The organism is Streptomyces spirodelae (assembly GCF_017676385.1).
In the GTDB taxonomy this organism is placed as follows: Bacteria; Actinomycetota; Actinomycetes; order Streptomycetales; family Streptomycetaceae; genus Streptomyces; species Streptomyces spirodelae.
The window spans coordinates 143,252-167,617 of record NZ_JAFFZN010000008.1 but is presented as its reverse complement, the minus strand read 5'-3'; the positions used below and the strand labels follow the sequence as shown (position 1 = coordinate 167,617).

19 protein-coding genes and 1 pseudogene are annotated in these 24,366 nt (G+C 71.0%); 2 read left to right on the top strand and 18 right to left on the bottom strand.

From position 1 onward, the window contains the following. Positions 1-6: 6 nt before the first annotated feature. Positions 7-666: a signal peptidase II gene (gene lspA / locus JW592_RS11540; protein WP_372446489.1), complete on the bottom strand. Its 660-nt coding sequence runs from the start codon at positions 664-666 to the stop codon at positions 7-9. Between the two features lie 53 nt (positions 667-719). After that, positions 720-1,550, bottom strand: a complete 831-nt coding sequence (locus JW592_RS11535; protein ID WP_209264879.1) for a TraR/DksA family transcriptional regulator — start codon at positions 1,548-1,550, stop codon at positions 720-722. A gap of 481 nt (positions 1,551-2,031) precedes the next feature. On the opposite strand from JW592_RS11535, the gene ileS reads away from it, so the two are divergent. Next, positions 2,032-5,169: an isoleucine--tRNA ligase gene (gene ileS, locus JW592_RS11530; RefSeq protein ID WP_209264878.1), complete on the top strand. Its 3,138-nt coding sequence runs from the start codon at positions 2,032-2,034 to the stop codon at positions 5,167-5,169. Positions 5,170-5,251: 82 nt separating this feature from the next. On the opposite strand, the gene JW592_RS11525 is transcribed toward ileS, so the two are convergent. The 16 genes from JW592_RS11525 to rsmH all read right to left on the bottom strand — a co-directional run bounded on the left by JW592_RS11525 (position 5,252) and on the right by rsmH (position 23,699). Beyond that, positions 5,252-6,421: a DivIVA domain-containing protein gene (locus tag JW592_RS11525; RefSeq protein ID WP_209264877.1), complete on the bottom strand. Its 1,170-nt coding sequence runs from the start codon at positions 6,419-6,421 to the stop codon at positions 5,252-5,254. 52 nt (positions 6,422-6,473) lie between these two features. Beyond that, positions 6,474-6,758: a YggT family protein gene (locus JW592_RS11520; RefSeq protein ID WP_173869241.1), complete on the bottom strand. Its 285-nt coding sequence runs from the start codon at positions 6,756-6,758 to the stop codon at positions 6,474-6,476. A 64-nt stretch (positions 6,759-6,822) separates the two neighbouring features. Then, positions 6,823-7,461 carry a cell division protein SepF gene (locus JW592_RS11515; protein WP_209264876.1) on the bottom strand — a complete coding sequence of 213 codons (639 nt, stop codon included), beginning with the start codon at positions 7,459-7,461 and terminating at the stop codon, positions 6,823-6,825. 142 nt (positions 7,462-7,603) lie between these two features. After that, positions 7,604-8,341: a YggS family pyridoxal phosphate-dependent enzyme gene (locus JW592_RS11510; RefSeq protein ID WP_307805378.1), complete on the bottom strand. Its 738-nt coding sequence runs from the start codon at positions 8,339-8,341 to the stop codon at positions 7,604-7,606. A 63-nt stretch (positions 8,342-8,404) separates the two neighbouring features. Next, entirely contained in the window at positions 8,405-9,136 is a 732-nt protein-coding gene (gene pgeF / locus JW592_RS11505; protein WP_209264874.1) for a peptidoglycan editing factor PgeF, read from the bottom strand. Between the two features lie 24 nt (positions 9,137-9,160). Next, positions 9,161-10,405, bottom strand: a complete 1,245-nt coding sequence (gene ftsZ, locus JW592_RS11500; RefSeq protein WP_209264873.1) for a cell division protein FtsZ — start codon at positions 10,403-10,405, stop codon at positions 9,161-9,163. 506 nt (positions 10,406-10,911) lie between these two features. Continuing rightward, positions 10,912-11,772 carry a cell division protein FtsQ/DivIB gene (locus tag JW592_RS11495; protein ID WP_209264872.1) on the bottom strand — a complete coding sequence of 287 codons (861 nt, stop codon included), beginning with the start codon at positions 11,770-11,772 and terminating at the stop codon, positions 10,912-10,914. Between the two features lie 45 nt (positions 11,773-11,817). Beyond that, a complete protein-coding gene (gene murG / locus JW592_RS11490; protein WP_209264871.1) occupies positions 11,818-12,912 on the bottom strand; it encodes an undecaprenyldiphospho-muramoylpentapeptide beta-N-acetylglucosaminyltransferase in 1,095 nt (364 codons plus the stop codon). A gap of 6 nt (positions 12,913-12,918) precedes the next feature. Further along, a complete protein-coding gene (gene ftsW, locus JW592_RS11485; protein ID WP_209264870.1) occupies positions 12,919-14,316 on the bottom strand; it encodes a putative lipid II flippase FtsW in 1,398 nt (465 codons plus the stop codon). Positions 14,317-14,363: 47 nt separating this feature from the next. Beyond that, positions 14,364-15,803: a UDP-N-acetylmuramoyl-L-alanine--D-glutamate ligase gene (murD, locus tag JW592_RS11480; protein WP_229375775.1), complete on the bottom strand. Its 1,440-nt coding sequence runs from the start codon at positions 15,801-15,803 to the stop codon at positions 14,364-14,366. A 95-nt stretch (positions 15,804-15,898) separates the two neighbouring features. Then, positions 15,899-16,963 carry a phospho-N-acetylmuramoyl-pentapeptide-transferase gene (gene mraY, locus JW592_RS11475; RefSeq protein ID WP_209264947.1) on the bottom strand — a complete coding sequence of 355 codons (1,065 nt, stop codon included), beginning with the start codon at positions 16,961-16,963 and terminating at the stop codon, positions 15,899-15,901. Between the two features lie 2 nt (positions 16,964-16,965). Then, on the bottom strand, positions 16,966-18,399 hold the full coding sequence (locus tag JW592_RS11470; protein WP_209264869.1) for a UDP-N-acetylmuramoyl-tripeptide--D-alanyl-D-alanine ligase: 1,434 nt from the start codon (positions 18,397-18,399) through the stop codon (positions 16,966-16,968). After that, a complete protein-coding gene (locus JW592_RS11465; RefSeq protein WP_209264868.1) occupies positions 18,396-20,264 on the bottom strand; it encodes a UDP-N-acetylmuramoyl-L-alanyl-D-glutamate--2,6-diaminopimelate ligase in 1,869 nt (622 codons plus the stop codon). Before JW592_RS11465 ends, JW592_RS11470 begins: the two co-directional genes overlap by 4 nt. A gap of 3 nt (positions 20,265-20,267) precedes the next feature. Further along, positions 20,268-22,301, bottom strand: coding sequence for a peptidoglycan D,D-transpeptidase FtsI family protein (locus tag JW592_RS11460; RefSeq protein WP_372446488.1), 2,034 nt, complete (start codon positions 22,299-22,301; stop codon positions 20,268-20,270). Further along, on the bottom strand, positions 22,298-22,678 hold the full coding sequence (ftsL, locus tag JW592_RS11455) for a cell division protein FtsL (RefSeq protein ID WP_209264867.1): 381 nt from the start codon (positions 22,676-22,678) through the stop codon (positions 22,298-22,300). The genes JW592_RS11460 and ftsL overlap by 4 nt, the downstream gene beginning before the upstream one ends. A 49-nt stretch (positions 22,679-22,727) precedes the next feature. Further along, the gene (gene rsmH, locus JW592_RS11450; protein ID WP_307805376.1) at positions 22,728-23,699 is read right to left on the bottom strand and encodes a 16S rRNA (cytosine(1402)-N(4))-methyltransferase RsmH; all 972 of its coding nucleotides are present in this window, start codon (positions 23,697-23,699) and stop codon (positions 22,728-22,730) included. A 412-nt stretch (positions 23,700-24,111) separates the two neighbouring features. On the opposite strand from rsmH, the pseudogene JW592_RS11445 reads away from it, so the two are divergent. Beyond that, positions 24,112-24,345 (top strand): annotated as a pseudogene (locus JW592_RS11445) (carbonic anhydrase); the annotation flags it as partial. Positions 24,346-24,366 lie beyond the last annotated feature (21 nt).

The following is a 24,366-nucleotide window of genomic DNA, read 5'->3' as shown; positions in this document are numbered from 1 at the left end:
GGCGGCTCAGTCCCGGTGCACGGTCCCGTCCGGGTCCAGACCGCGGAAGGAGAGCAGCACGATCAGGATGCCGCCGCACACGATGGCCGAGTCGGCGAAATTGAAGACGGCGAAGTGCTTGGGCGCGATGAAGTCCACGACGGCGCCCTGGAAGACGCCGGGCGCACGGAAGATCCGGTCGGTCAGGTTGCCGCAGGCGCCGCCCAGCAGCAGGCCGAGCGCGATGGCCCACGGGGTGCTGTACAGCTTCCGGGCGATCCGTGCGATCACCACCACCACGGCGACGGCGATGGCGGTCAGCAGGAGAGTCAGCGCCTCCCCCAGGCCGAAGGCGGCGCCGGGGTTGCGGATGACGTTCAGCTGGAGCCAGGAGCCGATCAGCTCGACCGGCGCGTGATTCTCCAGCTTCGCGACCACCGCCAGCTTGCTGACCAGGTCCAGCACGAAGGCGAGCGCGGCCACGGCGATCAGCACGGTGATCCGGCGCCTGCCCCGTGAGGGAGCGGCCGGCCCACCGTCGGTCTGGTCGGTCCCGGAGCGCTCCGTCCCGGCGTCCTCGGCGTCGGGGCGCTCTTCCCCGGCGCGCTCCCCTTCCGTGCGCTCCTGGTCGCCGCCACCGGCCGCGCTGTCGTCGGGGCCCTCGACAGGCCGCTCCACCTCAGTCACGCCTTGAGGGTACGACACACGCGGACGGCGGCGTTCACGGCGTTGTCCGGCTGTCAGCGGCGCTCCTGCTTCTGCTTGCACTCCACACACAGCGTGGCCCGCGGAAACGCCTGCATCCTGGCCTTGCCGATGGGCTTGCCGCAGTTCTCGCACGACCCGTAGGTGCCCGCGTCCAGCCGCTCCAGCGCCCGCTCGCTCTGGTAGAGCATCTCGCGCGCGTTGGCCGCCAGCGCCATCTCGTGCTCGCGGGTGATGTTCTTGGTCCCGGTGTCGGCGTCGTCGTCACCGGCGCCGTCGCCCGAGTCCCGCATCAGTCCGGTGAGCGCCTCGTCCGCCGAGATGATCTCCTGGCGCAGCCGCTCGGCCTCGTCCCGCAGGCCCGAGCGCGCCTCCTCCACCTCTTCCGGGGTCCAGGGGTCCTCGTCGGGGCGTACCGGCAGTTCACCGGGGGCCGCCGCACCCTCCCCGTTCCGCGCCAAGGGCACCGCCTCGGCCTCCGTCATCGCCGGAGTCTTCTTCGCAGCCACCGTCCCTGCTCCCGTCGTCGTCTGCGCGGCCTGCCCGGCGGGCGCCTGCGCGGCGCCCTCCGGCCGGTCCGCTGCCGCTTCGGCCGCCGTCACTTCCGCCGCGGCCGTGCCGGCCGCCGCCCGTTCCCCCGCGGTCCTCTTCGCCGCGGCTTTCTTCGCCGGAGCCTTCTTCGCCGGTGTCTTCTTCGCCCCCGCCTTCTTCGCAGATGCCTTCTTCGCCGGTACCTTCTTGGCTGTCGACTTGTCCGCCGACGCCTTCTTGCCGGGAACCTTCTTCGCCGCCGCGGCCCTGTCCCCGGAGCCTGTGGCCTTCTTCGATGCTGCCGTCTTCTTCGCGGCGCTCTCCTCCGCCACCATGACCGCGGCCCCTTCACATTTTGTGATCTTGCTCGCGAAACGTGACCGGAACGATAAATCGACTTCAAGTACACGGCAACGGGCCACGCCGGTCTGCAACCTTTGTGCCCCGCCCGGGCGCTCGAAAACCGCTCCGTACCCGCGCGTGAATCCCCGTACACTGGGGGCGGCGAGAGGCGTTGATGGGGACGAGTAGCGTCCGTGAGCGGCCCAGAGCGATCCGGGGACGGTGGGAGCCCGGAGGCGAGCGCGGCGTGAAGATCACCCCGGAGCCGCCGGAAGAAAACCCGGAGGGGGGCATCCCCTCCGAGCCAGTAGAACCGGCAGCGCTGCCCCAATGAGGGGACGGTGGGCACGGCCCGCCGTCAAGGAGGGTGGTACCGCGGGTCCGCCGCCGGCCAGGCAGGCGAGCTCGTCCCTCCGACGGAAGTGAAGACGCGCGGCGTCTTCCCGATGTCCGCCGGAGGAAGTAGACCCGCCGATGCAATACAACCAGGTGCCCGCCCAGGTCGACCTGCCCGCGCTGGAGCGCGCCGTGCTCGACTTCTGGCACGAGAACAAGGTCTTCGCCCGCAGCCTCGAGATGTCCGAGGGCCGCCCCGAGTGGGTCTTCTACGAGGGCCCGCCCACCGCGAACGGCATGCCCGGCGCGCACCACATCGAGGCCCGCGTCTTCAAGGACGTCTTCCCCCGCTTCCGCACCATGCGCGGCTACCACGTGGCCCGCAAGGCGGGCTGGGACTGCCACGGCCTGCCGGTCGAGCTGGCCGTCGAGACGGAGCTGGGCTTCAACGGCAAGCAGGACATCGAGGACTACGGCATCGCCGAGTTCAACGCCAAGTGCCGTGAGTCGGTCACCCGCCACACGGACGCCTTCGCCGAGCTGACGACCCGGATGGGCTACTGGGTCGACCTGGACGAGGCGTACCGCACGATGAACCCCGAGTACATCGAGTCGGTCTGGTGGTCGCTCAAGCAGATCTTCGACAAGGGACTGCTGGTCCAGGACCACCGCGTCGCCCCCTGGTGCCCCCGCTGCGGCACCGGCCTGTCCGACCACGAGCTGGCGCAGGGGTACGAGACGGTGGTCGACCCCTCGGTCACCGTCCGGATGCCGCTGACCTCCGGCCCGCTGGCCGGCGAGGCGTCGCTGCTGGTGTGGACGACGACCCCGTGGACGCTGGTCTCCAACCTGGCCGTGGCAGCCCACCCGGACGTCACCTACGTCGTGGCCTCCGACGGCACCGAGAAGGTCGTGGTCGCCGAGCCGCTGCTGGAGTCCGCGCTCGGCGAGGGCTGGCACATCACCGGCGAGCGCTACACCGGCCGCGAGATGAACGGCTGGCGCTACCGGCGCCCGTTCGAGCTGGTCGACATCCCGGATGCACACTTCGTCGTCAACGACACCTATGTCACCACCGAGGACGGCACCGGCATGGTGCACCTGGCGCCCTTCGGTGAGGACGACTTCCGGGTGGCCCGCGCCAACGGGATCTCCCCGGTGGTGCCCGTACGCGCCGACGGCACATTCGAGCCCGAGCTGGACCTGGTCGGCGGCCAGTTCTTCAAGAAGGCCGACGAGGCCCTGGTCGCGGACATGGAGGCCCGCGGCATCCTGTTCCGGCACGTGGCCTACGAGCACAGCTACCCCCACTGCTGGCGGTGCCATACGGCCCTCATCTACTACCCGCAGCCGTCCTGGTACATCCGCACGACCCAGGTCAAGGAAGCGCTGCTGCGCGAGAACGAGGCGACCAACTGGTTCCCCGAGTCGGTCAAGCACGGCCGCTTCGGCGACTGGCTGAACAACAACATCGACTGGGCGCTCTCCCGCAACCGCTACTGGGGCACCCCACTGCCCATCTGGCGCTGCGAGGAGGGCCACCTCACCTGCGTCGGCTCGCTGGCCGAGCTGACCGAGCTGTCCGGCAGCGACCAGTCCGGGCTCGACCCGCACCGCCCCTACGTGGACGCGGTCACCTTCGGCTGCCCCACCGAGGGCTGCACCCTCGAGGCCACCCGGGTGCCGGAGGTCATCGACGCCTGGTACGACTCGGGCTCCATGCCCTTCGCGCAGTGGGGCTACCCGTACAAGAACAAGGAGCTGTTCGAGAAGCGCTACCCGGCGCAGTTCATCTCGGAGGCCATCGACCAGACCCGCGGCTGGTTCTACACGCTGATGGCCGTCGGCACCCTCGTCTTCGACAAGTCGTCCTACGAGAACGTCGTCTGCCTCGGCCACATCCTCGCCGAGGACGGCCGCAAGATGTCCAAGCACCTGGGCAACACCCTGGAGCCCATCCCGCTGATGGACCAGCACGGCGCGGACGCGGTGCGCTGGTTCATGGCCGCCGGCGGCTCCCCCTGGGCCGCGCGCCGGGTCGGCCACGGCACCATCCAGGAAGTCGTCCGCAAGACGCTGCTGACCTACTGGAACACCGTCGCCTTCCAGGCCCTCTACGCCCGTACGACCGGCTGGGCGCCCTCCGAGGCCGATCCGGCTCCGCATCTGCGCCCGCTACTGGACCGCTGGCTGCTGAGCGAGCTGCACGCCCTGGTCGACCAGGTCACCATCGCCATGGACAGCTACGACACCCAGCGCGCCGGCAAGCTGCTGTCCACCTTCGTGGACGACCTGTCCAACTGGTACGTGCGCCGCTCCCGCCGCCGCTTCTGGCAGGGCGACGCCGCTGCGCTGCGCACGCTGCACGATGTGATCGAGACGGTCACCAGGCTGATGGCGCCGATCACCCCGTTCGTGACCGAGCGCGTCTGGCAGGACCTCGTCGTCCCGGTCACCCCCGGCGCCCCCGACTCGGTCCACCTGGCCTCCTGGCCGCAGGCCGACCTGAGCCGGATCGACCCCGAGCTGTCCCAGGACATGCTGCTGGTACGCAGGCTGGTGGAGCTGGGCCGTGCCTCGCGCGCCGAGTCCGGCGTCAAGACGCGGCAACCGCTGTCCCGGGCGCTGATCGCGGCGCAGGGCTTCGAGACCCTCTCCCCCGAGATGCGCACCCAGATCACCGAGGAGCTGAACGTCGAGCAGCTCGCCTCCCTCTCGGATGTCGGCGGCTCGCTGGTGGACACCACGGCCAAGGCGAACTTCCGGGCACTGGGACGCAGGTTCGGAAAGGAGACCCAGACCGTCGCCAAGGCCATCGCCGAGGCGGAAGCGGCGGCCCTCTCGGTGGCCCTGCGCGAGGGCACCGCCACGGTGCAGGTGAACGGCGAGACGGTCGCGCTCAGCCCCGAGGAGGTCATCATCACCGAGACGCCCCGTGAGGGCTGGTCGGTGGCCTCCGACTCCGGCGCCACCGTGGCGCTCGATCTGGAGATCTCCCCCGAGCTGCGCCGCACCGGGCTGGCCCGCGACGCCATCCGGCTCATCCAGGAGGCCCGCAAGAACTCCGGTCTCGATGTCGCCGACCGGATCGAGCTGCGCTGGCAGTCCGGCGACGAGGAGGTCTCCCGCGCTCTGGCGGAGCACACCTTCCTCATCGCGGAAGAGGTCCTGGCCGAGGAGTTCGCACAGGGCGACCCGGCCGACATCGCCGGGCCCACTTTCGAGGACGAGGCGCTGAGCCTGGCATTCCGGCTGCGCAAGACCCCCGCCGACTAGGCAACCACAGCAGACAGGGCCGGGCCCCTGAGAGCGGAGGTGCTCTCAGGGGCCCGGCCCAGCTGCGACCGACGGTTCGGCGTCAGCTCTCGTCCTCGTCGATGAGGAAGCCCCGCATCGGCGAGGGCGTTTGCTGCGCGGCCTGGGGGCCGCCCTGCGGGCGCACCGGCGCCATCGGCTGCGTCATGGCGGGCGACATCTGCTGCTGTCCGCCATAGGACTGGCCGGCACCGCCCTGGGTGTGCGGACCACCGCCGGGGCCGCCACCGTGGCCGCCCATGGAGTGGCCGTTGCCGCCCATCGTCTGGTGACCTCCGCCGCCACCCGCGGGGGCACCGGCTCCGGCCGACGCCATCGAGGGCGAGGGCGCGGGCAGCGAGGCGGTCGCCGGCGTCCGCGGCGGGGCCAGCGAGTCGTCGGCCTGGTTCTCCAGCTGCCGCAGCTGGCTCTCCAGGTACGACTTCAGCCGCGTGCGGTACTCGCGTTCGAAGCCGCGCAGGTCCTCGACCTTGCGCTCCAGGGTGGCGCGGGCCGACTCCAGCGAGCCCATCGCGACCCGGTGCTTCTCCTGCGCGTCCCGCTCCAGCGCGTCGGCCTTGGCGCGGGCGTCCCGCTCCAGGCCCTCGGCGCGGCTGCGTGCCTCACCGACGATCTTGTTGGCCTCGGAACGGGCCTCCGCGATCGCCTGGTCCGCGGTCTGCTGTGCCAGCGACAGCACTCGGGCCGCGCTGTCGTTGTTCTGGCCGCCGCCACCGGGCATCTGCGGGCCGCCCTGCGGTCCACCGGGACCCATGGGGCCGCCCTGCTGCGGGCCGGGGCCACCTGGACCCATCGGACCGCCCTGCGGACCCGGGCCACCGGGACCGCCGTGTCCACCGGGGCCGCCGGGGCCCGCGGGGAGCTGTGCCTGTCCGCCGGGAAGCTGCGGCGGGCCGCCCATGCCCTGCTGTTGGGGCGGGACGGGCTGCGGTCCGGATATGGCGGCGGGGACGGGCCCCTGTCCTTGCTGCTGCTGCCTGTCCTGAGGTTCAGGAGGCTTTCGCATACCGCCCTGTTGCTGTTGCTGGTTCTGCGCTGCCGCGCGTGTGGCGGCGGCCAGCTTGGCGCGCAGGTCCTCGTTCTCCCGCAGCAGCCGGGTCAGCTCGGCTTCGACCTCATCGAGGAAGGCATCGACCTCGTCCTCGTCATAGCCTTCACGCAGACGGACGGTCGTGAACTGCTTGTTCCGCACGTCCTCGGGGGTCAGGGGCATCTCTTCACCTCAACGTAAGTCGTCGGCATATCGGCAAGACCATTCCGATCGTTCACAGCCTGGCCACGACGTTGATCAGGATGTAGACGATGATCATGAGTACGAAGAAGGACAGGTCGAGCGCCACGCCCCCGAAGCGCAGCGGTGGGATGAACCGCCGCAAAAGCTTGAGTGGCGGATCGGTGACAGTGTAGGCGGCCTCCAGAACGACCACCATCGCCTTGCCGGGTTGCCATGAGCGGGCGAACTGGAAGACGTAGTCCATCACCAGCCGGAAGATCAGCACGAGCAGGAAGCAGTACAGCGCAATTTGGACCACGTCCAGTGCGGTTCTCATCTGCGCGTCCCTCTCCCCTGGGGCTCTCGTGCGGCCTTGGCGGCCTGTTCCTTGGTCCTGCGTCTCAGCTCTGGTTGAAGAACCCGCCCTCTGCGATGCGGGCCTTGTCCTCCGCCGTGACATCGACGTTAGCAGGAGACAGCAGGAACACCTTCTGCGTCACTCGCTCGATACTGCCGTGCAGACCGAAGACCAGACCAGCCGCAAAGTCGACAAGTCGCTTCGCGTCGGTATCGTCCATCTCCGTCAGATTCATGATCACCGGAGTGCCCTCACGGAAGTGTTCCCCGATGGTACGGGCCTCGTTGTAGGTCCGGGGGTGCAACGTGGTGATCCGGTACGGCTCACGTTCGGACACAACCTTGGGCATGATCACCGGGGCACTCTTCTCGACATTCTGGCGTTCAGGTGTGATGGATGACACCGGAGCAATTCTCCCGGCTCGTCCGCTTTCAGCCGCGACCACCGGGGGTGTCTCCGGCTCCCGCTCCCGCTGCGCCGGGGGGTGAGCCACCCTCACCGGCTCCTCAGGTTCGGTCTTTTGGAGGGAATGGTGTGATTGTTCCGACTCGTACCGCCGACGGTCGCGTTCGGGCTCGGGCTCGGGCTCGAACTCGTCGTCGGGGTCGAATCCCCGGCCGTCGTACCCATCGTCCTCCACGAGGCCGAGGTAGACCGCCATCTTGCGCATCGCGCCGGCCATTCTCTGCGTCCTCCGCTCTGTGGTGGATCGACTCCGCCCCCGTCACCGGTGGCCCTGGGATGATCCACGCAGCCTCTCCGACCGGCCTTTTCCGGCGGAAATGACCATATATTCTGCTGTGGCCCAACTCCGCTTCGCGACGTTACCGGAGCCGGGGTCGGTCTCCGAGTACCGCACTGCCGACGCGCACATGTGTCGCACCGGCAAGCACCGCCTCCTCGAGATCCGAACTCATTCCCGCCGACACCATCGTGGCAGCAGGATGGGCCGCTCGCAGGGCGGTTGAGATTTCCGACAGCTGGTCGAAGGCCGCCCGCGGGCGGCCGGCCAGCGGCCCGGTCAGCGGTGCGACGGTCATCACTCCGTCGAGCCGGAGCCCTTGGGCGTCGGTCACCGCCTGAGCGAGATCCATCACACCGTCGGGTGCCACACCGCCCCGCTCGCCGACCGAGCCTGACTCGGCATCAAGGGCGACCTGGATCAGACATCCGATCTCCCGTTCAGCTCGCACGGCGGCGTTCGAGAGCGCGCTCACCAGCCGGGCGCGGTCGACCGAGTGGACACGGTCGGCATAACCGGCAACCGATCGCGTCTTGTTGGTCTGCAACTGGCCGACGAAATGCCAGGTGAGCCCGGCATCGGCGCAGGCAGCCGCCTTGGGTCCGGCCTCCTGGTCGCGGTTCTCGGCCACGTCCCGCACCCCGAGCCCGGCCAGCAGCCGCACATCGTCGGCCGGGTAGGTCTTGGTCACCACGATGAGAGTGACCTCCTCGCGCTTACGCCCCGCCGCGAAACAAGCGCCCGCGATGCGCTCCTCCACCCGGGCGAGATTCGCGGCAAGCTCCGCCCTGCGCGCCTCCTGAGCGGCCTGAGAGGCCACGGAGTGCCCAGAAGCCGCAGAGTGGGACTCAGGGGGCTCGGATGACATCTCTGCCGTCATTTCTCAGCTCGCCTCGATCCAGACATAACTCGCAAGCCTCCCCGTCGTCTTGTCCCGGCGGTACGAGAAATGATCGTCGGACTCCAGCGTGCACACGGAGGACTGGCCGCACCGTGCGACCCCCGCGCGGGCGAGCTGCGCCCGCACCCCGGCGGCCATGTCGACGGCCGGCGTCCCCTGCCGGGTGGTGGCGTACGCCTCGGGGACCGCGGCCGCGACCTCGGCCCGCATCTGCTCGGGGACCTCGTAGCAGGCGCCGCAGACGGCGGGCCCTGTACGGGCGATGATGCGCTCCGGCTCCGCGCCGAGCGCGGCCATCCTCGCGACCGTCGCACCCACCACCCCGGCCAGCACCCCGGGCCGCCCCGCGTGCGCCGCGCCCGCGACCCCCGCGACCGGGTCGGCCAGCAGCACCGGAGTGCAGTCGGCGGTGAGCACCGCGAGCGCGAGCCCCCTGCGCGCCGTCACCACCCCGTCGACGGGAGGCGCGTCCGCGCCGAACGGGCGGTCCACGACGGCGACGTCGCGCCCGTGCACCTGATGCATCCAGACCACCTCGTCGGGCGACAGCCCGAGCGCACGCGCGGCCCGCTCCCGGTTGGCGCGTACCGCCTCCGGGTCGTCACCGACCGCGCCGCCGAGGTTGAGCTCCTCATACGGAGCGGCGCTCACCCCGCCCCACCTGTCGGTGAAGGCGAAGTGCGCGCCGCTGACCGTCTCTTGTGCAGCTATCACTTCAAGCAGCTATCTTCAGGCTGTTCACTTCAAGAAATCCGGCACATCCAGCTCTTCCGCCTGGCTGTCGTGGTACGGGCGGGCCGGCGGCACCTGCGGGGTGGCAGCCGGAGGCGGCGGTACCTCGCTGACCGGAGCCGGCTCCGAGCGGGGCGGGGTGTCCTCCTCACGCGGCGGAGCGACCGAACCGAGACCGCTGAACGAGGGCCGCTCGGGCTCCGGGTCGGGCGAGGCCGCCGACGGCTCGTCCTTGTAGGACGGCGAGGCGGAGGAGGCGGACGACGACTGGCCGAGCGCCTTCTCCCCCTTCTTGGAGGGCGGCTGTCCGCCGTCGAACCCGGCGGCGATGACGGTGACCCGCACCTCGTCGCCGAGCGCGTCGTCGATGACGGCGCCGAAGATGATGTTCGCCTCGGGGTGCGCGGCCTCGCTCACCAGCTGGGCCGCCTCGTTGATCTCGAACAGCCCGAGGTCCGAGCCGCCGGAGATGGAGAGCAGGACCCCGCGCGCCCCGTCGATGGACGCCTCCAGCAGTGGTGAGGAGATGGCCATCTCGGCGGCGGCCACCGCGCGGTCGTCCCCGCGCGCCGAACCGATGCCCATCAGGGCCGATCCGGCCTCGGACATCACGGACTTGACGTCCGCGAAGTCGAGGTTGATCAGGCCAGGGGTGGTGATGAGATCGGTGATGCCCTGGACACCGGAGAGCAGCACCTGGTCCGCCGACTTGAAGGCGTCCAGCACGCTGACCTGACGGTCCGAGATGGACAGCAGTCGGTCGTTGGGAATGACGATCAGGGTGTCGACCTCGTCGCGCAGCCCCGCGATGCCGTCCTCGGCCTGGTTGGCCCGGCGGCGGCCCTCGAAGGTGAAGGGACGGGTGACGACACCGATGGTGAGGGCGCCGAGCGAGCGGGCGATGTTCGCCACGACGGGCGCGCCACCGGTGCCGGTGCCACCGCCCTCGCCCGCGGTCACGAAGACCATGTCGGCCCCCTTGAGGACCTCCTCGATCTCCTCGCGGTGGTCCTCGGCGGCCTTGCGGCCGACGTCCGGGTTGGCGCCGGCGCCGAGGCCGCGAGTCAGCTCGCGGCCCACATCGAGCTTGACGTCGGCGTCGCTCATCAACAGGGCTTGCGCGTCAGTGTTGATCGCGATGAACTCGACGCCCTTGAGACCGACCTCGATCATCCGGTTGATGGCGTTCACGCCACCGCCGCCAATACCGACGACCTTGATGACTGCGAGGTAGTTCTGCGGTGCTGCCACGTCGAAGGCCTCTCGCCTCGAGTTACGTATCCCTGTGGGGCGGTTCGAACGCCGACCCGAACCCTAAGTGTGAAGTTTAGGGTTACCAGTGCCTGTCTTACTTGGACTCTTCGCAACGGACACTAAGTCGACAAGTGCTGGGTGTTCAACGAACACGCCGAACCTCCCGTTTTTCTTTTCACCCTATGTGATCAGACCGAGCAGTAGCCATCCAGGGTGCTCACCAGCGGCGATGCCCGTCAACTGGGACAGTCGGCTCCCGGCGAGGACATCAGCCTGATCATGACGAGCAGCCCGGGTCAACTGACGCGGCCAGGGAACGGTGGAGTCCAGCCGTTCGCCGAACCCGGCTGGAGGTACAGCGGTTAGCAACCGGTACAACGCGGCGGAGGCGAGGACGGAACGGTCGGAGGGGTCCGGCTTACGAATCCGGCCGGACCGCACGGGGGTTGTCCGGCCGCGCGGCCGCGTGTCCGGAAGCGGTACGGCAGGCGGACCCGCCCCGGCTAACTGCCCGAAGCCGCCGGGGCGCTGGGCGCTGAGACGTCGAAGTGGTCGGCGTCCGCTGCCGCTTTCATCAGTGCTCCGAGCGCTTCGGCCTTCGCCTTGCCGTGCTCCGCGCTACCCCACCGCACCGTGCGATCGCCCGTCAGCTCCAGGCTGATGTCGTCGTAGGAGCGGACCCGTACGGAGCGGGTGGCACGGTGGACGGAATCGGGGAGGGCGTCTGTGACCCTTGCCGCCTCCCGGCGCAGCCGGGTCGCCGAGAAGTAGCGCTTGCCCGCCGGTTTCCGCGGCTCCAGGACGAGAAGCGGAACGCCTTTCGGCGGCTTGCCGACTGTGGCGAATCGCACGCCTTCGGAGTCCACTTCCACGTAATTCCCGGCCGACTCCATGACGAGTTGAGGGCGTCTTTCGGTCACGGTCAGCACAATGCCGTGCGGCCAGGACCGCTCGGCCGTCACCTGGCGCACGCGAGGCAGTTCCTGGCGTACGCGCCGCTGTACGGCCGCCTTGTCCACGGAGATGAGCGGCTCGCCGGTGGGGACCGCCGCCGCGCGGGAGACCTCGGAGTCGGTCAGCACCCGGTTGCCGGTGACGGACACGCTCTTCACGCGCAGCCACGGTGAGCCGTACAGCGCCCAGCTGCCGAAGCCGCCCAGCACCACCGCGAGGAGGGCCAGCAGGGCCAGCAGACGTCTGCGGCGCAGCCGCGGTCCGGACGGTCCCGGGTGGGCCGGCTCCCGGCGGTCACGGCCACCGGCTCCGGCGCGCGGGCCTGGCCGGGTGCCGGCCGTGACGCCGGCACCCCTTGCCCGCTCGGCGGTCCGGTTCGTCGCCCTGACGGCTCTGGCAGCTCTGACCACAAGGACCACCCTGCTTTCCGGTTCTCGGCGAGCTGCCGCGCCGGGTCAGCCCCGGCGGCCCGCGGCGATCGCCTCGTACACCATGCCGACGAGCAGCTCATCGGCGTCCGGACGGCCGAACTCGGCCGCCGCGCGCGACATCGCGGTGAGCCGCTGCGGGTCGGCGAGGACCGGGAGCACATTCTCCTTGATCCACTCCGGGGTCAGCTCCGCGTCGTCGACGAGGAGTCCGCCGCCCGCCTTGACGACCGGCTGAGCGTTCAGCCGCTGTTCGCCGTTGCCGATCGGCAGCGGGACATAGGCGGCCGGCAGCCCGACGGCCGACAGCTCCGCCACGGTCATCGCGCCCGCGCGGCAGAGCATCATGTCGGCCGCGGCGTACGCGAGGTCCATCCGGTCCACATACGGTACCGGCACATAGGGCGGCATTCCGGGCATGTGGTCCACGTGGGGGAGTTCGTTCTTGGGGCCGACCGCGTGCAGGACCTGGATGCCCGCGCGCTGCAGGGGCGGAACGACCTGCTGGACGACCTCGTTGAGCCGGCGCGCACCCTGCGAGCCGCCGGAGACCAGCAGCGTGGGCAGGTTGGGAGCCAGCCCGAAGGCGGCCCGCGCCTCGGGCCGTACGGCGGCGCGGTTGAGGGTCGCGATGGAGCGGCGCAGCGGAATCCCGACGTAGCGCGCGCCCCGCAACTTGCTGTCGGGCGTGGAGACGGCCACGCCGTGCGCGTAACGGGAGCCGATCTTGTTGGCGAGCCCCGGGCGGGCGTTGGCCTCGTGCACGACGATCGGCACACCGGCCCGCTTGGCGGCCAGATAGCCGGGCAGCGCCACGTAGCCGCCGAAGCCCACGACGCAGTCGGCCTTGTTGCGCTCCAGGATCTGCTCGGCTGCCTTGATGGTGCCGCGCAGCCGCCCGGGCACGGTGATCAGCTCGGGTGTGGGTTTGCGCGGCAGCGGAACGGCCGGAATGAGCTCGAGTTGGTAACCGCGCTCCGGCACGAGCCGCGTCTCCAGGCCGCGCTCGGTACCGAGGGCCGTGATTCCCACGGTCGGGTCCTGCCTGCGCAGGGCGTCCGCGAGGGCGAGCGCGGGCTCGATGTGGCCGGCGGTCCCCCCACCGGCGAGTACGACGTGCACGCTGTTTCACCGCTCTCCGGACGGCGGCCTTCCGGCGCGCCGTCTCATCGTCTTCTCTCTCTTCCGGCCGGGGGCGCTCCCCTTCCGCAGCACCCCTGCCAGCCCTCCCCGGGACGTGCGCTGCCACAGGGCGGGCTGCCGCACGGCCAGGGCAGCGCGTGCCGCCGGGTCGCTGCGCGCAAAGGCGATCAGCAGTCCGACAGCGAACATCGTCGGCAGCAGGGCTGACCCACCGTAGGAGAACAGCGGGAGGGGGACCCCGGCGATCGGCAGCAGACCGAGCACCGCACCCACGTTGATCACCGCCTGCGCGATGATCCACGTCGTCACACCTCCCGCGGCATACCTCACGAAGGGTTCCTCCGTGCGTCCGGCCACGCGGATACCCGCATAGCCTAGAGCCGCGAAGAGGGCGAGTACCGACAGCGTCCCCGCCAGTCCGAGTTCCTCCCCGGTCACGGCGAAGATGAAATCGGTATGGGGTTCGGGTAGTTGGCCCCATTTTTCCATACTCGCCCCCAGTCCGGAACCGAACCAGCCGCCGGAGGCCAGCGCGTAGATTCCGTGCACGGCCTGCCAGCACTGGTCGTCGGGGCCCGGATCGGTCGCGCCGATGCAGCGGAGCCGCGACATCCGGTTCGCACTCGAGGTGACCAGCAGCGCGGCGGCCGTGAGCGCGGCCACCAGCACACCGGTGAACAGCCGGGTGGGGGCGCCGACCAGCCACAGCAGCCCGAACAGCACGGCGGCGATGATCAGGGCCGTGCCCATGTCGCCGCCGAGCATGATGAGCGCGAGCAGCAGCAGCGTGACGGGCACCAGCGGCACCAGCAGATGCTTCCACTGGGTCAGCAGCTTCTTGTCGCCCTTGCGCGCGAGCAGGTCCGCGCCCCACAGCACGAGGGCCAGCTTGGCGAACTCGCTGGGCTGGAGCTGGAACGGGCCGCCCAGATGGATCCAGTTCTGGTTGCCGTTCACCTCCTGCCCTATACCGGGCACCTGCACCAGGCACATCAGGAAGACCGACACGATCAGCAGCGGATAGGCCAGCGTCCGGTGCAGCCGTACCGGCATCCGGGAGGCGGCCAGCAGCAGCCCGGTCCCCAGGACGGCGGCCACCAACTGCTTGCGGAAGTAGTAGGTGGAGGCCAGCCCGGATTGGAGGGCCTGGATCTGCGAGGCGGAGAAGACCATTACGAGGCCCAGCACGGTGATGAGCGCACTGCCGCCCAAAATCAGGTAATACGCCGTCAGCGGGCGGTCCCAGGCACGCTTGGCGCGGGCGTAGAGCCGCTGGGGCGCCGAGGCGCCCCCGGGGCTGCCGAGGCGCCTTGGCGGACGCATGGGCGCGGGTTGGCTGCGCGCGCGCCGGGGCGTGGGCGGTTTGGCGGGTCGCGCCGTCATCCGTATCCCCTCCGTCTCGCCCGCGTCCTCGGCCGGCGGGGACGGGGTCAGTGCTCGCTGTTGCCTTCGGCGGGCTCGCTGCGGCCTGCTCGGCCGCTGTGCGGCCCGTCGGCGGCGAGGGCCCGGACCGCCTCGGCGAACGCGTCGCCTCGCGCGTTGTAGTTGACGAACATGTCCATCGAGGCGCACGCGGGGGCCAGCAGTACGGTATCGCCGGGCCGAGCCAGCGATGTCGCCTCCCGGACGGCTTCCGCCATCGCCCCAGTGTCCGTGCGTTCGAGGTCGGCCACCGGCACCTGGGGGGCGTGTCGCGCCAGGGCTTGCCTGATCAGCTCCCGGTCGGCGCCCATCAGCACGACGCCGCGCAGCCGGGGCGCGGACGCGGCGACCAGTTCGTCGAACGTCGCGCCCTTGGCCAGTCCGCCCGCGATCCACACGATCGACTCGTAGGCGGCCAGTGACGCCTCGGCCGCGTGCGTGTTGGTGGCCTTGGAGTCGTCGACGTAGGAGACGCCGCCCACCTCGGCGACGTGGGTGATGCGGTGCGCGTCCGGGCTGAAGGCGCGCAGTCCGTCGCGTACGGCCACGGGCGGCACGCCGAAGGCGCGGGCCAGCGCGGCGGCGGCGAGCGCGTTGGCGATGTTGTGCGGGGCTGGGGGGGTGATGTCGCCCGCCTCGGCCAGCTCCTGTGCCCGCTCCTGCCGGTCGGCGACGAAGGCCCGGTCGACCAGTACGCCCTCGACGACACCGAGTTGGGAGGGCCCGGGGGTGCCGAGGGTGAAGCCGATGGCGCGCGCTCCCTCGACCACGTCGGCCGCCCGCACCAGGTCCTCGGTGCGGGGCACGCCGGGCTCGCAGCCCCGGTCGTCGGCGTTGTAGACGCAGGCGACCTGGTTGCCCTCGTAGATGCGGCCCTTGGCGGCGGCGTACGCCTCCATCGAGCCGTGCCAGTCGAGGTGGTCGGGGGCGAGGTTGAGCACCGCGCCGGAGTGCGGGCGCAGGCTGGGCGCCCAGTGCAGCTGGTAGCTGGACAGCTCGACGGCGAGCACATCGAGGCCGTCGTAGGGCTCCTGCTCCAGGACGACGTCGATGAGGGAGACCCCGATGTTGCCGACCGCGGCCGTCCGCAGTCCCGCAGCGCGCAGGATGCAGGCGAGCATCTGCACGGTGGTGGTCTTGCCGTTGGTGCCGGTGACCGCCAGCCACGGCGGCGCTTCCGGCCCGCGCAGCCGCCAGGCCAGCTCCACGTCTCCCCACACCGGTACGCCTGCCTCGGCCGCGGCCTGGAAGAGCGGACTGGTGGGCTTGAAGCCGGGGGTGGTGACGACCAGCTCGGTGCCCTCCGGGAGCGTGCGGTCGTCGCCGAGCCGGACGCCGATCCCGAGCGCTTCCAGCTCGGCCGCCTGGCGGCGCGGCCCCTCGCCGTCGCCGCCGTTGACCGCCGTGACCCGGGCCCCGAGACGGTGCAGCACCTTGGCCGCCGGCATGCCGCTGACGCCGAGACCGGCGACAGTGACGTGCTTGCCGGACAGCTCCTCGGAGAGCTTCGTCAGGTTCGTACGGTTCGTCGCGTCCTCGGTGCTCACTTGCTCGCCGCCCAGCCCGCGTAGAAGATGCCGACGCCGACGATGGCGCACATGCCCTGGATGATCCAGAACCGGACCACCACAAGGACCTCGGACCACCCCTTGAGTTCGAAGTGGTGCTGGAGCGGGGCCATCTTGAACACCCGCTTCCCGGTGAGCCGGAAGGAGCCGACCTGGATCACTACGGACATGGTGATCAGCACGAACAGGCCGCCCAGGATCGCCAGCAGCAGCTCGGTGCGCGAGCAGATGGCCAGGCCCGCCAGCGCGCCGCCGAGGGCGAGGGAGCCGGTGTCCCCCATGAAGATCTTCGCGGGCGAGGTGTTCCACCACAGGAAGCCGAAGCAGGCGCCCATCAGCGCCGCCGCGACGACGGCCAGGTCGAGTGGGTCCCGTACCTCGTAACAGCCGGGTCCCGCCGTGGCGATGTGCGCACAGGACTCCTGGTACTCCCATACGCAGATGAACACATAGGCGCCGAAGACCATCACCGAGGCGCCGGTCGCCAGACCGTCGAGACCGTCGGTGAGGTTCACGCCGTTGGACATCGCCAGGATCATGAACAGCGCCCAGACCACGAACAGCACCGGTGGCAGGGCCCAGCCGAAGTCCTGGGTGAAGGAGAGCTTGGTGGAGGCGGGGGTGAGCTGGCGCGCGTCCTCGAAGCTGAGCGCCAGCAGCGCGAAGGCGATGCCGACGATGAGCTGTCCGGCCATCTTCGCCTTGGCCCGCAGGCCCAGACTGCGCTGTTTGACGATCTTGATGTAGTCGTCCAGGAAGCCGACCAGGCCCATACCGGCGAACAGGAAGAGCACCAGCACGCCGGAGAAGGTGGGCTGCTCGCCCGTGATGAGCTTGGTGAGGACGTAGGCCAGGACGGTGGCCAGGATGAAGGCGATACCGCCCATGGTGGGGGTGCCGCGCTTGCTGTGGTGGTTGCGCGGGCCGTCGTCCCGGATGAACTGGCCGTAGCCGCGCCGGGCGAGCAGTTTGATCAGCAGGGGGGTCCCGATCAGGGACAGGAAGAGTCCGATGACCCCGGAGAAGAGGATCTGCTTCATCGTCATCGGGCGGAGCCCTCACCCTCCCCGGAGCCGTCCTCCAGGAGGGCGGCAGCCACCTGCTCCAAGCCCACCGACCGGGAAGCCTTCACCAGTACGACATCTCCCGCGCGCAGCTGACCGCGCAGCAGGTCGACGGCCGCCTCAGTGCCGGACACATGCACCGACTCCTCACCCCACGAACCCTCGTTCTTGGCACCCATGTCGAGCCAGGCGGCCTCCCGGCCTCCGACTGCCACGAGCTTGCTGACGTTGAGCCGGACGGCGAGCCGTCCGATCGCGTCGTGCTCGGCGAGCGCATCGTCGCCGAGCTCGGCCATCTCGCCCAGCACCGCCCAGGTCCGGCCCCCCCGGGCCTTCGCCGCCTCCCCCATGGCGGACAGCGCCCTGAGCGCTGCCCGCATGGAGTCGGGGTTGGCGTTGTAGGCGTCGTTGACGACCGTGACGCCGTCGGCGCGCTCGGTGACCTCCATCCGCCAACGGGAGAGCGAGCTCGCGGAGGAGAGCGCATCGGCGATGTCCCCAGCGGGCATGCCCAGTTGGTGGGCGACGGCCGCCGCGGCGAGCGCGTTCGACACGTGGTGCTCACCGTACAGGCGCATGGTCACATCACCGCACCCGGTAGGTGTGTGAAGGGTGAAAGCTGGTGTGCCGCGTTTCGACAACCGCACGTTTTCCGCCCGTACGTCCGCTTCCGGTGCCTCACCGAAGAACAGCACCCGGGCCCGGGTGCGCTCGGCCATGGCTCGTACGTACGGATCGTCGGCGTTGAGGACCGCCACTCCCCCCTCGTCGGCGGTCGGCAGGTTCTCGACCAGTTCGCCCTTGGCCTGGGCGATCTGCTCGCGGCCGCCGAACTCGCCGATATGGGCCGTGCCGACGTTGAGGACGACGCCGATCCGGGGCGGGGTGAGCTCGGTGAGGTAGCGGATGTGGCCGATGCCGCGGGCGCCCATCTCCAGCACCAGGTGCCGGGTGGCCGTATCAGCGCGCAGGGCCGTCAGCGGCAGGCCGATCTCGTTGTTCTGCGAGCCTTCCGGCCACACCGTGGGACCCAGCCGACCCAGCAACTGGGCGATCAGGTCCTTGGTGCTGGTCTTGCCGCTGGACCCGGTCAGCGCGACGACCTGGGTGCCCAGCTCCCGCACCGTGTGCCGGGCCAGGGCGCCCAGGGCGCGGGTGACGTCGTCGACGACGATCGCCGGGACACCGACGGGGCGGGTGGCGAGCACGGCGACGGCGCCCGAGGAGACGGCGCCGGCGGCGAATTCGTGACCGTCGGCACGCTCACCGGCGAACGCCGCGAACAGCGCGCCGGGGCCCGCCTCCCGGGAGTCGATCACCACCGGCCCGGTGATCCGCGCTTCCGGGTCCGTTATGTCGTGCTGCCGTCCGCCGGTCAGGGCGGCGATCTCTGCGAGGGAGAGGGGGATCATCGGTTCTGGTTGTCTGTCCGTTGGTTCTCGACGGAAGTGGGCGAGGAGGACGAGGTGGACGGGGAGTAGGAGGGAGACGACAGGGACTCGGCCGCCGGTGCGGCAGCGGATGAAGCCTCGGGGTGGTCGGCCGCGCGTGCGCGGATGGCCTCGTGCAGGACCTGGACGTCGTCGAAGGGGCGCACCACACCGGCGATGTTCTGCCCCTGCTCGTGGCCCTTGCCCAGCACCAGGACGGTGTCGCCGGGTTCGGCGCGGGCGACGGCGGCGCGGATCGCGGCGGCCCGGTCCTCCTCCAGCAGCACGGTGCCGCGCTCGTGGGCCGGCACCTCGGCGGCCCCGCCGAGCATGGCGGCGAGGATCGCGAGGGGGTCCTCGGAGCGCGGGTTGTCGGAGGTGAGCACCGCCGTGTCGGCCAGCCGCGCCAGCGCGGCGCCCATCGCGGGCCGCTTGTGCGGGTCGCGGTCCCCGCCGCAGCCCAGGACGGCGTGCACGGAGCCCTCGGTGACCTTGCGGACGGCGTAGAGCACGGATTCGACGGCGTCCGGTTTGTGCGCGTAGTCGACGATGGCGAGGTAGTCCTGGCCCGCGTCCACCCGCTGGAGGCGCCCTGGCACGCCGGGGACGGCGGCGATGCCGTCGGCCGCCGTGTGCGCGTCGATACCGGCGGCGACCAGCGCGGTGAGCGCGGCCAGCGCGTTGGCGACGTTGAAGGGCCCGGCGATCGGGGCGCCGGCGGGCACCTTCTGGCCGTCGGGCCCCACCGCCGTGAACGTCGAGCCCAGCGGGCCGACCTCCACGTCCGCGGCCCGCCAGTCCGCGTCGGGGTGGCCCTCGGCGGAGAAGCTGGTGACGGGGAAACCTTCGTCCTTCAGCTCGCCCAGCAGCCGGAAGCCGTGGTCGTCGTCGAAGTTGACCACCGCGGCCCGCGACCGCTCGGGGGTGAACAGCTGCCGCTTGGCCTGGAAGTAGTCCTCCAGGTCGCGGTGGAAGTCCAGGTGCTCGGGGCTGAGGTTGTTGAAGACCGCGATGTCGAAGACGCAGCCGTCCACCCGGCCGAGGACCAGCGCGTGGCTGGAGACCTCCATGGCCACCGAGCGGACGCCGCGCTCGCGCATCACCGCGAACAGTGCCTGCAGGTCGGTGGCTTCCGGGGTGGTGCGCTCGGACTTGATCCGCTCGTCGCCGATCCGCGACTCGACGGTGCCGATCAACCCGGTGAGGCCGCCGTCCTTCTCGGCGGCTTTGCGAAGCCCGCCGTCCACCAGATAGGCGGTGGTCGTCTTGCCCGAGGTGCCGGTGATGCCGATCTGGAGCAGGTCCTCGCCGGGAGTCCCGTAGATCGCCGCGGCCAGCTTCCCCATCCGGCCGCGCGGGTCGGGCACCGTCAGCACCGGCAGCCCGGTGGCCGCCGCGCGCTCGGTACCGCCCGGATCGGTCAGCACGGCGGCGGCGCCGAGGCTGTGGGCCTGGTCCACGAAGTCGGCGCCGTGCAGCCGGGCGCCGGGCAGCGCGGCGTAGATGTCGCCGGGGCGCACGGCTCTCGAGTCGTGGGTGATGCCGGTGACGGACACGCCGGACAGCCCGGCTTCCGGAGCGGCGTCGCCTTCCGGTGCGCCCGCGGGGCCGGTCACCGCAGCGCCGGCGTCCTCGGCATCCAGCAGTCGGGCCAGCTCCGCGAGCGGGACGGGCTCGACCCGCATGGGGCGGGGCGGCCCCGGGAAGGACTCGGGGGAGGTCTGATCAGCTTGTGGCACGGCGGTGAGCGTACCGGGCGCCGCCCCCGCCCCGCGAAGCGAGGGGCGCGGCGGAGCCGATCCCGGGGGGTTGTACTCGCTGTCAGTGATCGTTCTCACGTGGTGCATGGCTCAGTCGTTCCGGTCCTTCCCCGCGAGCACGGGAAACCGCGCGGGTTTGGCCCCGGTCGGGGGGATCTGCAGGGTCTTGAGGGAGAACTTCATGACCTTCTTGTAGACGGGGCCGCACACGTCGCTGCCGAAGTAGCTGCCCTTCTTGGGGTTCTGGACAGCGCAGTAGACGGTGATCCGGGGCTCGTCGGCGGGGGCGAAGCCGGCGAATGAGGCGGTGTAGCCGTGGTAGCGGCCCGTCTTCGGGTCCACCCGGTTGGCCGTACCGGTCTTCCCCGCGACGCGGTAGCCGGGGATCTTGGCCGTGGTTCCGGTGCCCTCCATGTCGGAGACCACGGACTCCAGCATCCGGGCGAGCGTCCTGGCGGTCTTCTCGCTGACGACCCGGCGCTTCTCGGGCGGCTCGGCGGGCCGGTACCGCCCGTCGGGGCCCGTGGTGCCGCGTACGACGGTGGGCTCGATCCGTTCGCCGCCGTTGGCGATGGTGGAGTAGATGGAGGCGGCCTGGACGGCGTTGAGGGACAGGCCCTGGCCGAAGGGGATCGTGTACTGCTGGGAGGCGCTCCACTTCCCTGGCCTCGCCAGCAGGCCGTTGGTCTCCCCCGGGAAGCCGAGCCCGGTGGGCCGGCCGATGCCGAACTTGCGCAGATAGCGGTAGAGCACCTTGTTGGCCTGCTTCTGCGTCTTGCCGAGCTGCTCGGTGGCGAGGATGGTGCCGATGTTGCTGGACTTGGCCAGGACGCCGTTGAGGGTCAGGTGCCAGGTGGGGTGGTCGATGTCGTCGGCGAAGGCGCGGTCGGCCCGCTTGAGCCGGTTGGGGACGGTGACCGCCGTGGTCGGGGTGGCCTTGCCCTCCTCCAGGACCGCGGCCATCGACATCACCTTGCTGGTGGAGCCGGGTTCGTAGACGTCCTGCACCGCCGGGTTGCCGAAGGAGTCGACCTTGGCGCCGCGGATGTCGTTCGGGTCGAAGCCGGGCGCGCTGGCCATCCCCAGGAGCTGGCCGGTCCTGGTGTCCTGGACGATGACGTAACCGCTGTCGGCGTGCGACTTGCGCACCTGGTCGGAGATCGCCTGCTGCGCCGACCACTGGATGTCGCGGTCCAGGGTGAGCTCCACGTCGGAGCCCGGCCTGGCCGGCTGTTCACGGACGCCCGCGGTGGGGACCTGACGGCCGCCCGACTGGGCGTAGGTGATCTTGCCGTTCTCGCCGTCGAGCTTGTCGTTCAGCATCGCCTCCAGCCCGGCTCCGCCCTTGCCGTCGGAGTTGACGAAGCCGAGCACCGGGGCGGCCAGTTCCTTGTTCGGGTAGACGCGCTTGGCGTGCTTCTCCTGGTAGATCCCGGCGAGCACGTCGGGCTTGCTGTCCTTGAGCTTCTTGATCTGCCGCCAGGTCTGCGGGGTCTGCTGACGGGCGAGGACCACATAGCGGGTGTCCGGCTCGGACAGCTTCTCGGCCAGCTCGGCCCGGTCCTTGTGCAGCAGGGGGGCGAGGAGCTCGGCGGCCCGCTCGGGTGCGTCCTTGCTCTTCGTCTGCTCCGGGGTGAGCAGATACGGGTCGGCGGTGATGTCGTAGGCGTCCACCGTGCTGGCCAGCGCTGAGCCGTCCCTGGCCGTGATGGTGCCGCGCTCGGCGGCGAGGGGCACGGTGATGTAGCGGTTGACGGCCGCCTTGTCCGCGTACGCGCTCGCGTCGACGGCCTGCACCTGGAGCAGCCGCGCGGTGAACGCCAGCATCACCAGCGTCAGCGCGACGGCGACCAGCCGCAGCCGGGGGCGGGGGTTCACCAGCCGCAGCGGTGCAGGACCGCCGCCCCGCGGGGGCCCCGAGCCGCCGCCGCGCCGCGCCGCCGGCGGCCGCGCGCCCTGGGACGTACCGGAGCGGGACGTATTGGAAGAGGAGCCCTGCTGGACCGGCCGGGGCACGCGGCGGGCACCGGTGGCCCGGCCCCGCTCGGCCGTCCGGCCCTTGTCCGCTGCCGGCCGTCCGGTCCTGCGGGCACCGGGGTCCGGCTCGCGGGAGCGCTCACTCACGGGTCCACCTGCCCGGTGCCGTCGGCGCTGTCGCTGTCCGGCTTGCCGCGCACGGTGCCGTCCGGGCTGAGGAAGACGGGGTTGCCGCCGGGGACCATGCCCTGCTCGCGGGCGCGCTTGGCCAGCCGTTCGGGGGCCGAGTAGCTGTCGACCTCCTGCTGGAGTGCCTGCTGCTGGTCCGTCAGCTCCTCGGTCTCCTTCTGCAACCTGTCCAGCTGGAAGGAGCCCTTGTTGAGGGACGCGTTCAGCAGCAGCAGCGTCAGCATGCCGCTGCCCAGCAGCAGGACCACCAGCAGGACGAACGGGGCGCGCGCCGCCGGGGAGCCCCCGGCGGGCATCAGTCTGGCCAGCCGCGCGATGCGCTGCTGTGCGGTCATGTCGCCTCCCTCGGCCTGCGGGCGGTCATGTCCTGGGTGCGGCGGGCGGTCATGGTGCCTCCCGGATGCGCTGGACGGCCCGCAGCCTGGCCGGTGCGGCGCGGCGGTTGCGGGCGATCTCCTCGTCGGTGGGCAGCTCGGCGCCCCGGGTCAGCAGGCGCAGCCTGGGCTGGTACTGCTCGGGTACGACCGGCAGCCCCGCCGGGGCCGTGTTGCGGGAGCCGGCGGCGAACAGCTGTTTGACCAGCCGGTCTTCCAGCGAGTGGTACGCCAGGACGGCCATCCGGCCCCCGACCACCAGCGCGTCCAGCGCGGCGGGCAGCGCCCGCTCCAGCACCGTGAGCTCCCCGTTCACCTCGATACGCAGCGCCTGGAACGTCCGCTTGGCCGGGTTGCCACCGGTGCGCTTCGCAGCCTGCGGCAGGGCCTCGCGGATCACCTCGACCAGCCGGGCGCTGCGGGTGAACGGTTCCTTCTCGCGCTCCCGCACGATGGCCTCGACGATGCGGCGGGCCTGCTTCTCCTCGCCGTAGGAGCGCAGGATGCGCACCAGGTCACCGGGTGCGTAGGTGTTGAGCACCTCGGCGGCGCTGAGGCCCTTCGTCTGGTCCATGCGCATGTCCAGCGGCGCGTCCTGCGCATAGGCGAAGCCCCGGTCCGCCTCGTCCAGCTGGAGGGAGGAGACGCCCAGGTCGAACAGCACGCCCTGGACCCGCGGGACCTCCAGCCGGGCCAGCACCTGCGGCAGCTCGTCGTAGACGGCGTGCACCAAGGTGGCCCGGTCGGCGTAGCGGGCCAGCCGCTCACCGGCGAGTTCGAGCGCGGCGGTGTCCCGGTCCAGGCCGATCAGCCGCACCGAGGGGAAGGTGGCCAGCAGCGCCTCACTGTGGCCGCCGAGGCCGAGCGTGCAGTCGACGACGGTCGCGCCGGGTTCGGCGAGGGCGGGGGCGAGCAGTTCCAGGGTGCGCCCGAGCATCACCGGGTTGTGGAGTTCGCCGACGGGCCGCTCGTTGGTGGTCACTGTGCCCTCTCAGATCTGGCGGGCACCTTGCACATGCTCCTTGGTCCCCGCCCGCTCGAAGGGGAGCGGCCACCCGCGCCGAACGGGCGCCGGAGGCCGGGAGCGGGAGGAGGCCGAGCCGCACGTGCGCGCCCGCGCACGCGAGGGGATTCGGGCGTCCTTGGGGAGAATGTGTCGCCTCCCACTTCGCGTCACTTTAGTCCACTCGTCCTCGCGGTCAACTACGGGACCAGGCGCGTCCACCTACGGGACCAGGCGCATTCCGGCGGCGGCCGGAGCGCCGGACCGGGGCGTCGGTGGACGGGTGGGACCGGGGATGCCGCTGGGTGGGCTGTGGGGTACTTCACACCGCGGTGAGCCGCCGCTTTTCCCCGTTCCCGGACGGGCCGGCCGTTACGGAAGCGTCCAACGTCACCACACCGGCTGCGGACTGCTCGACCTCACCGAGGATTTCCGGCACGAACGGGAACTGGAAGTGGGTCAGCGGCCGTCCTGGGCTGACGAGTCCTTCAAGGACTTGGACCAGGAGGTGCGCCAGCCGATCGAGCGCGTACGGACCTCGCCGTTCCTGCCCCACCGGGACGACATCCGCGGCTTCGTCTTCGACGTGACGACGGGCCGGCTGCGTGAGGTCGCCCCGGCCTGACGCGAGGGGCAGCCTGCTCCC

What these genes read in the sequence shown, in the direction of transcription:
- JW592_RS11535 (WP_209264879.1), bottom strand. Translation starts at nt 1,550, where the DNA reads ATGGTGGCGGAGGAGAGCGCCGCGAAGAAGACGGCAGCATCGAAGAAG.
- ileS (WP_209264878.1), top strand. Translation starts at nt 2,032, where the DNA reads ATGCAATACAACCAGGTGCCCGCCCAGGTCGACCTGCCCGCGCTGGAG.
- JW592_RS11525 (WP_209264877.1), bottom strand. Translation starts at nt 6,421, where the DNA reads ATGCCCCTGACCCCCGAGGACGTGCGGAACAAGCAGTTCACGACCGTC.
- JW592_RS11520 (WP_173869241.1), bottom strand. Translation starts at nt 6,758, where the DNA reads ATGAGAACCGCACTGGACGTGGTCCAAATTGCGCTGTACTGCTTCCTG.
- JW592_RS11515 (WP_209264876.1), bottom strand. Translation starts at nt 7,461, where the DNA reads ATGGCCGGCGCGATGCGCAAGATGGCGGTCTACCTCGGCCTCGTGGAG.
- ftsW (WP_209264870.1), bottom strand. Translation starts at nt 14,316, where the DNA reads ATGACGGCGCGACCCGCCAAACCGCCCACGCCCCGGCGCGCGCGCAGC.
- murD (WP_229375775.1), bottom strand. Translation starts at nt 15,803, where the DNA reads ATGCCGGCGGCCAAGGTGCTGCACCGTCTCGGGGCCCGGGTCACGGCG.
- mraY (WP_209264947.1), bottom strand. Translation starts at nt 16,963, where the DNA reads ATGAAGCAGATCCTCTTCTCCGGGGTCATCGGACTCTTCCTGTCCCTG.
- JW592_RS11470 (WP_209264869.1), bottom strand. Translation starts at nt 18,399, where the DNA reads ATGATCCCCCTCTCCCTCGCAGAGATCGCCGCCCTGACCGGCGGACGG.
- JW592_RS11465 (WP_209264868.1), bottom strand. Translation starts at nt 20,264, where the DNA reads ATGCACCACGTGAGAACGATCACTGACAGCGAGTACAACCCCCCGGGA.
- ftsL (WP_209264867.1), bottom strand. Translation starts at nt 22,678, where the DNA reads ATGACCGCACAGCAGCGCATCGCGCGGCTGGCCAGACTGATGCCCGCC.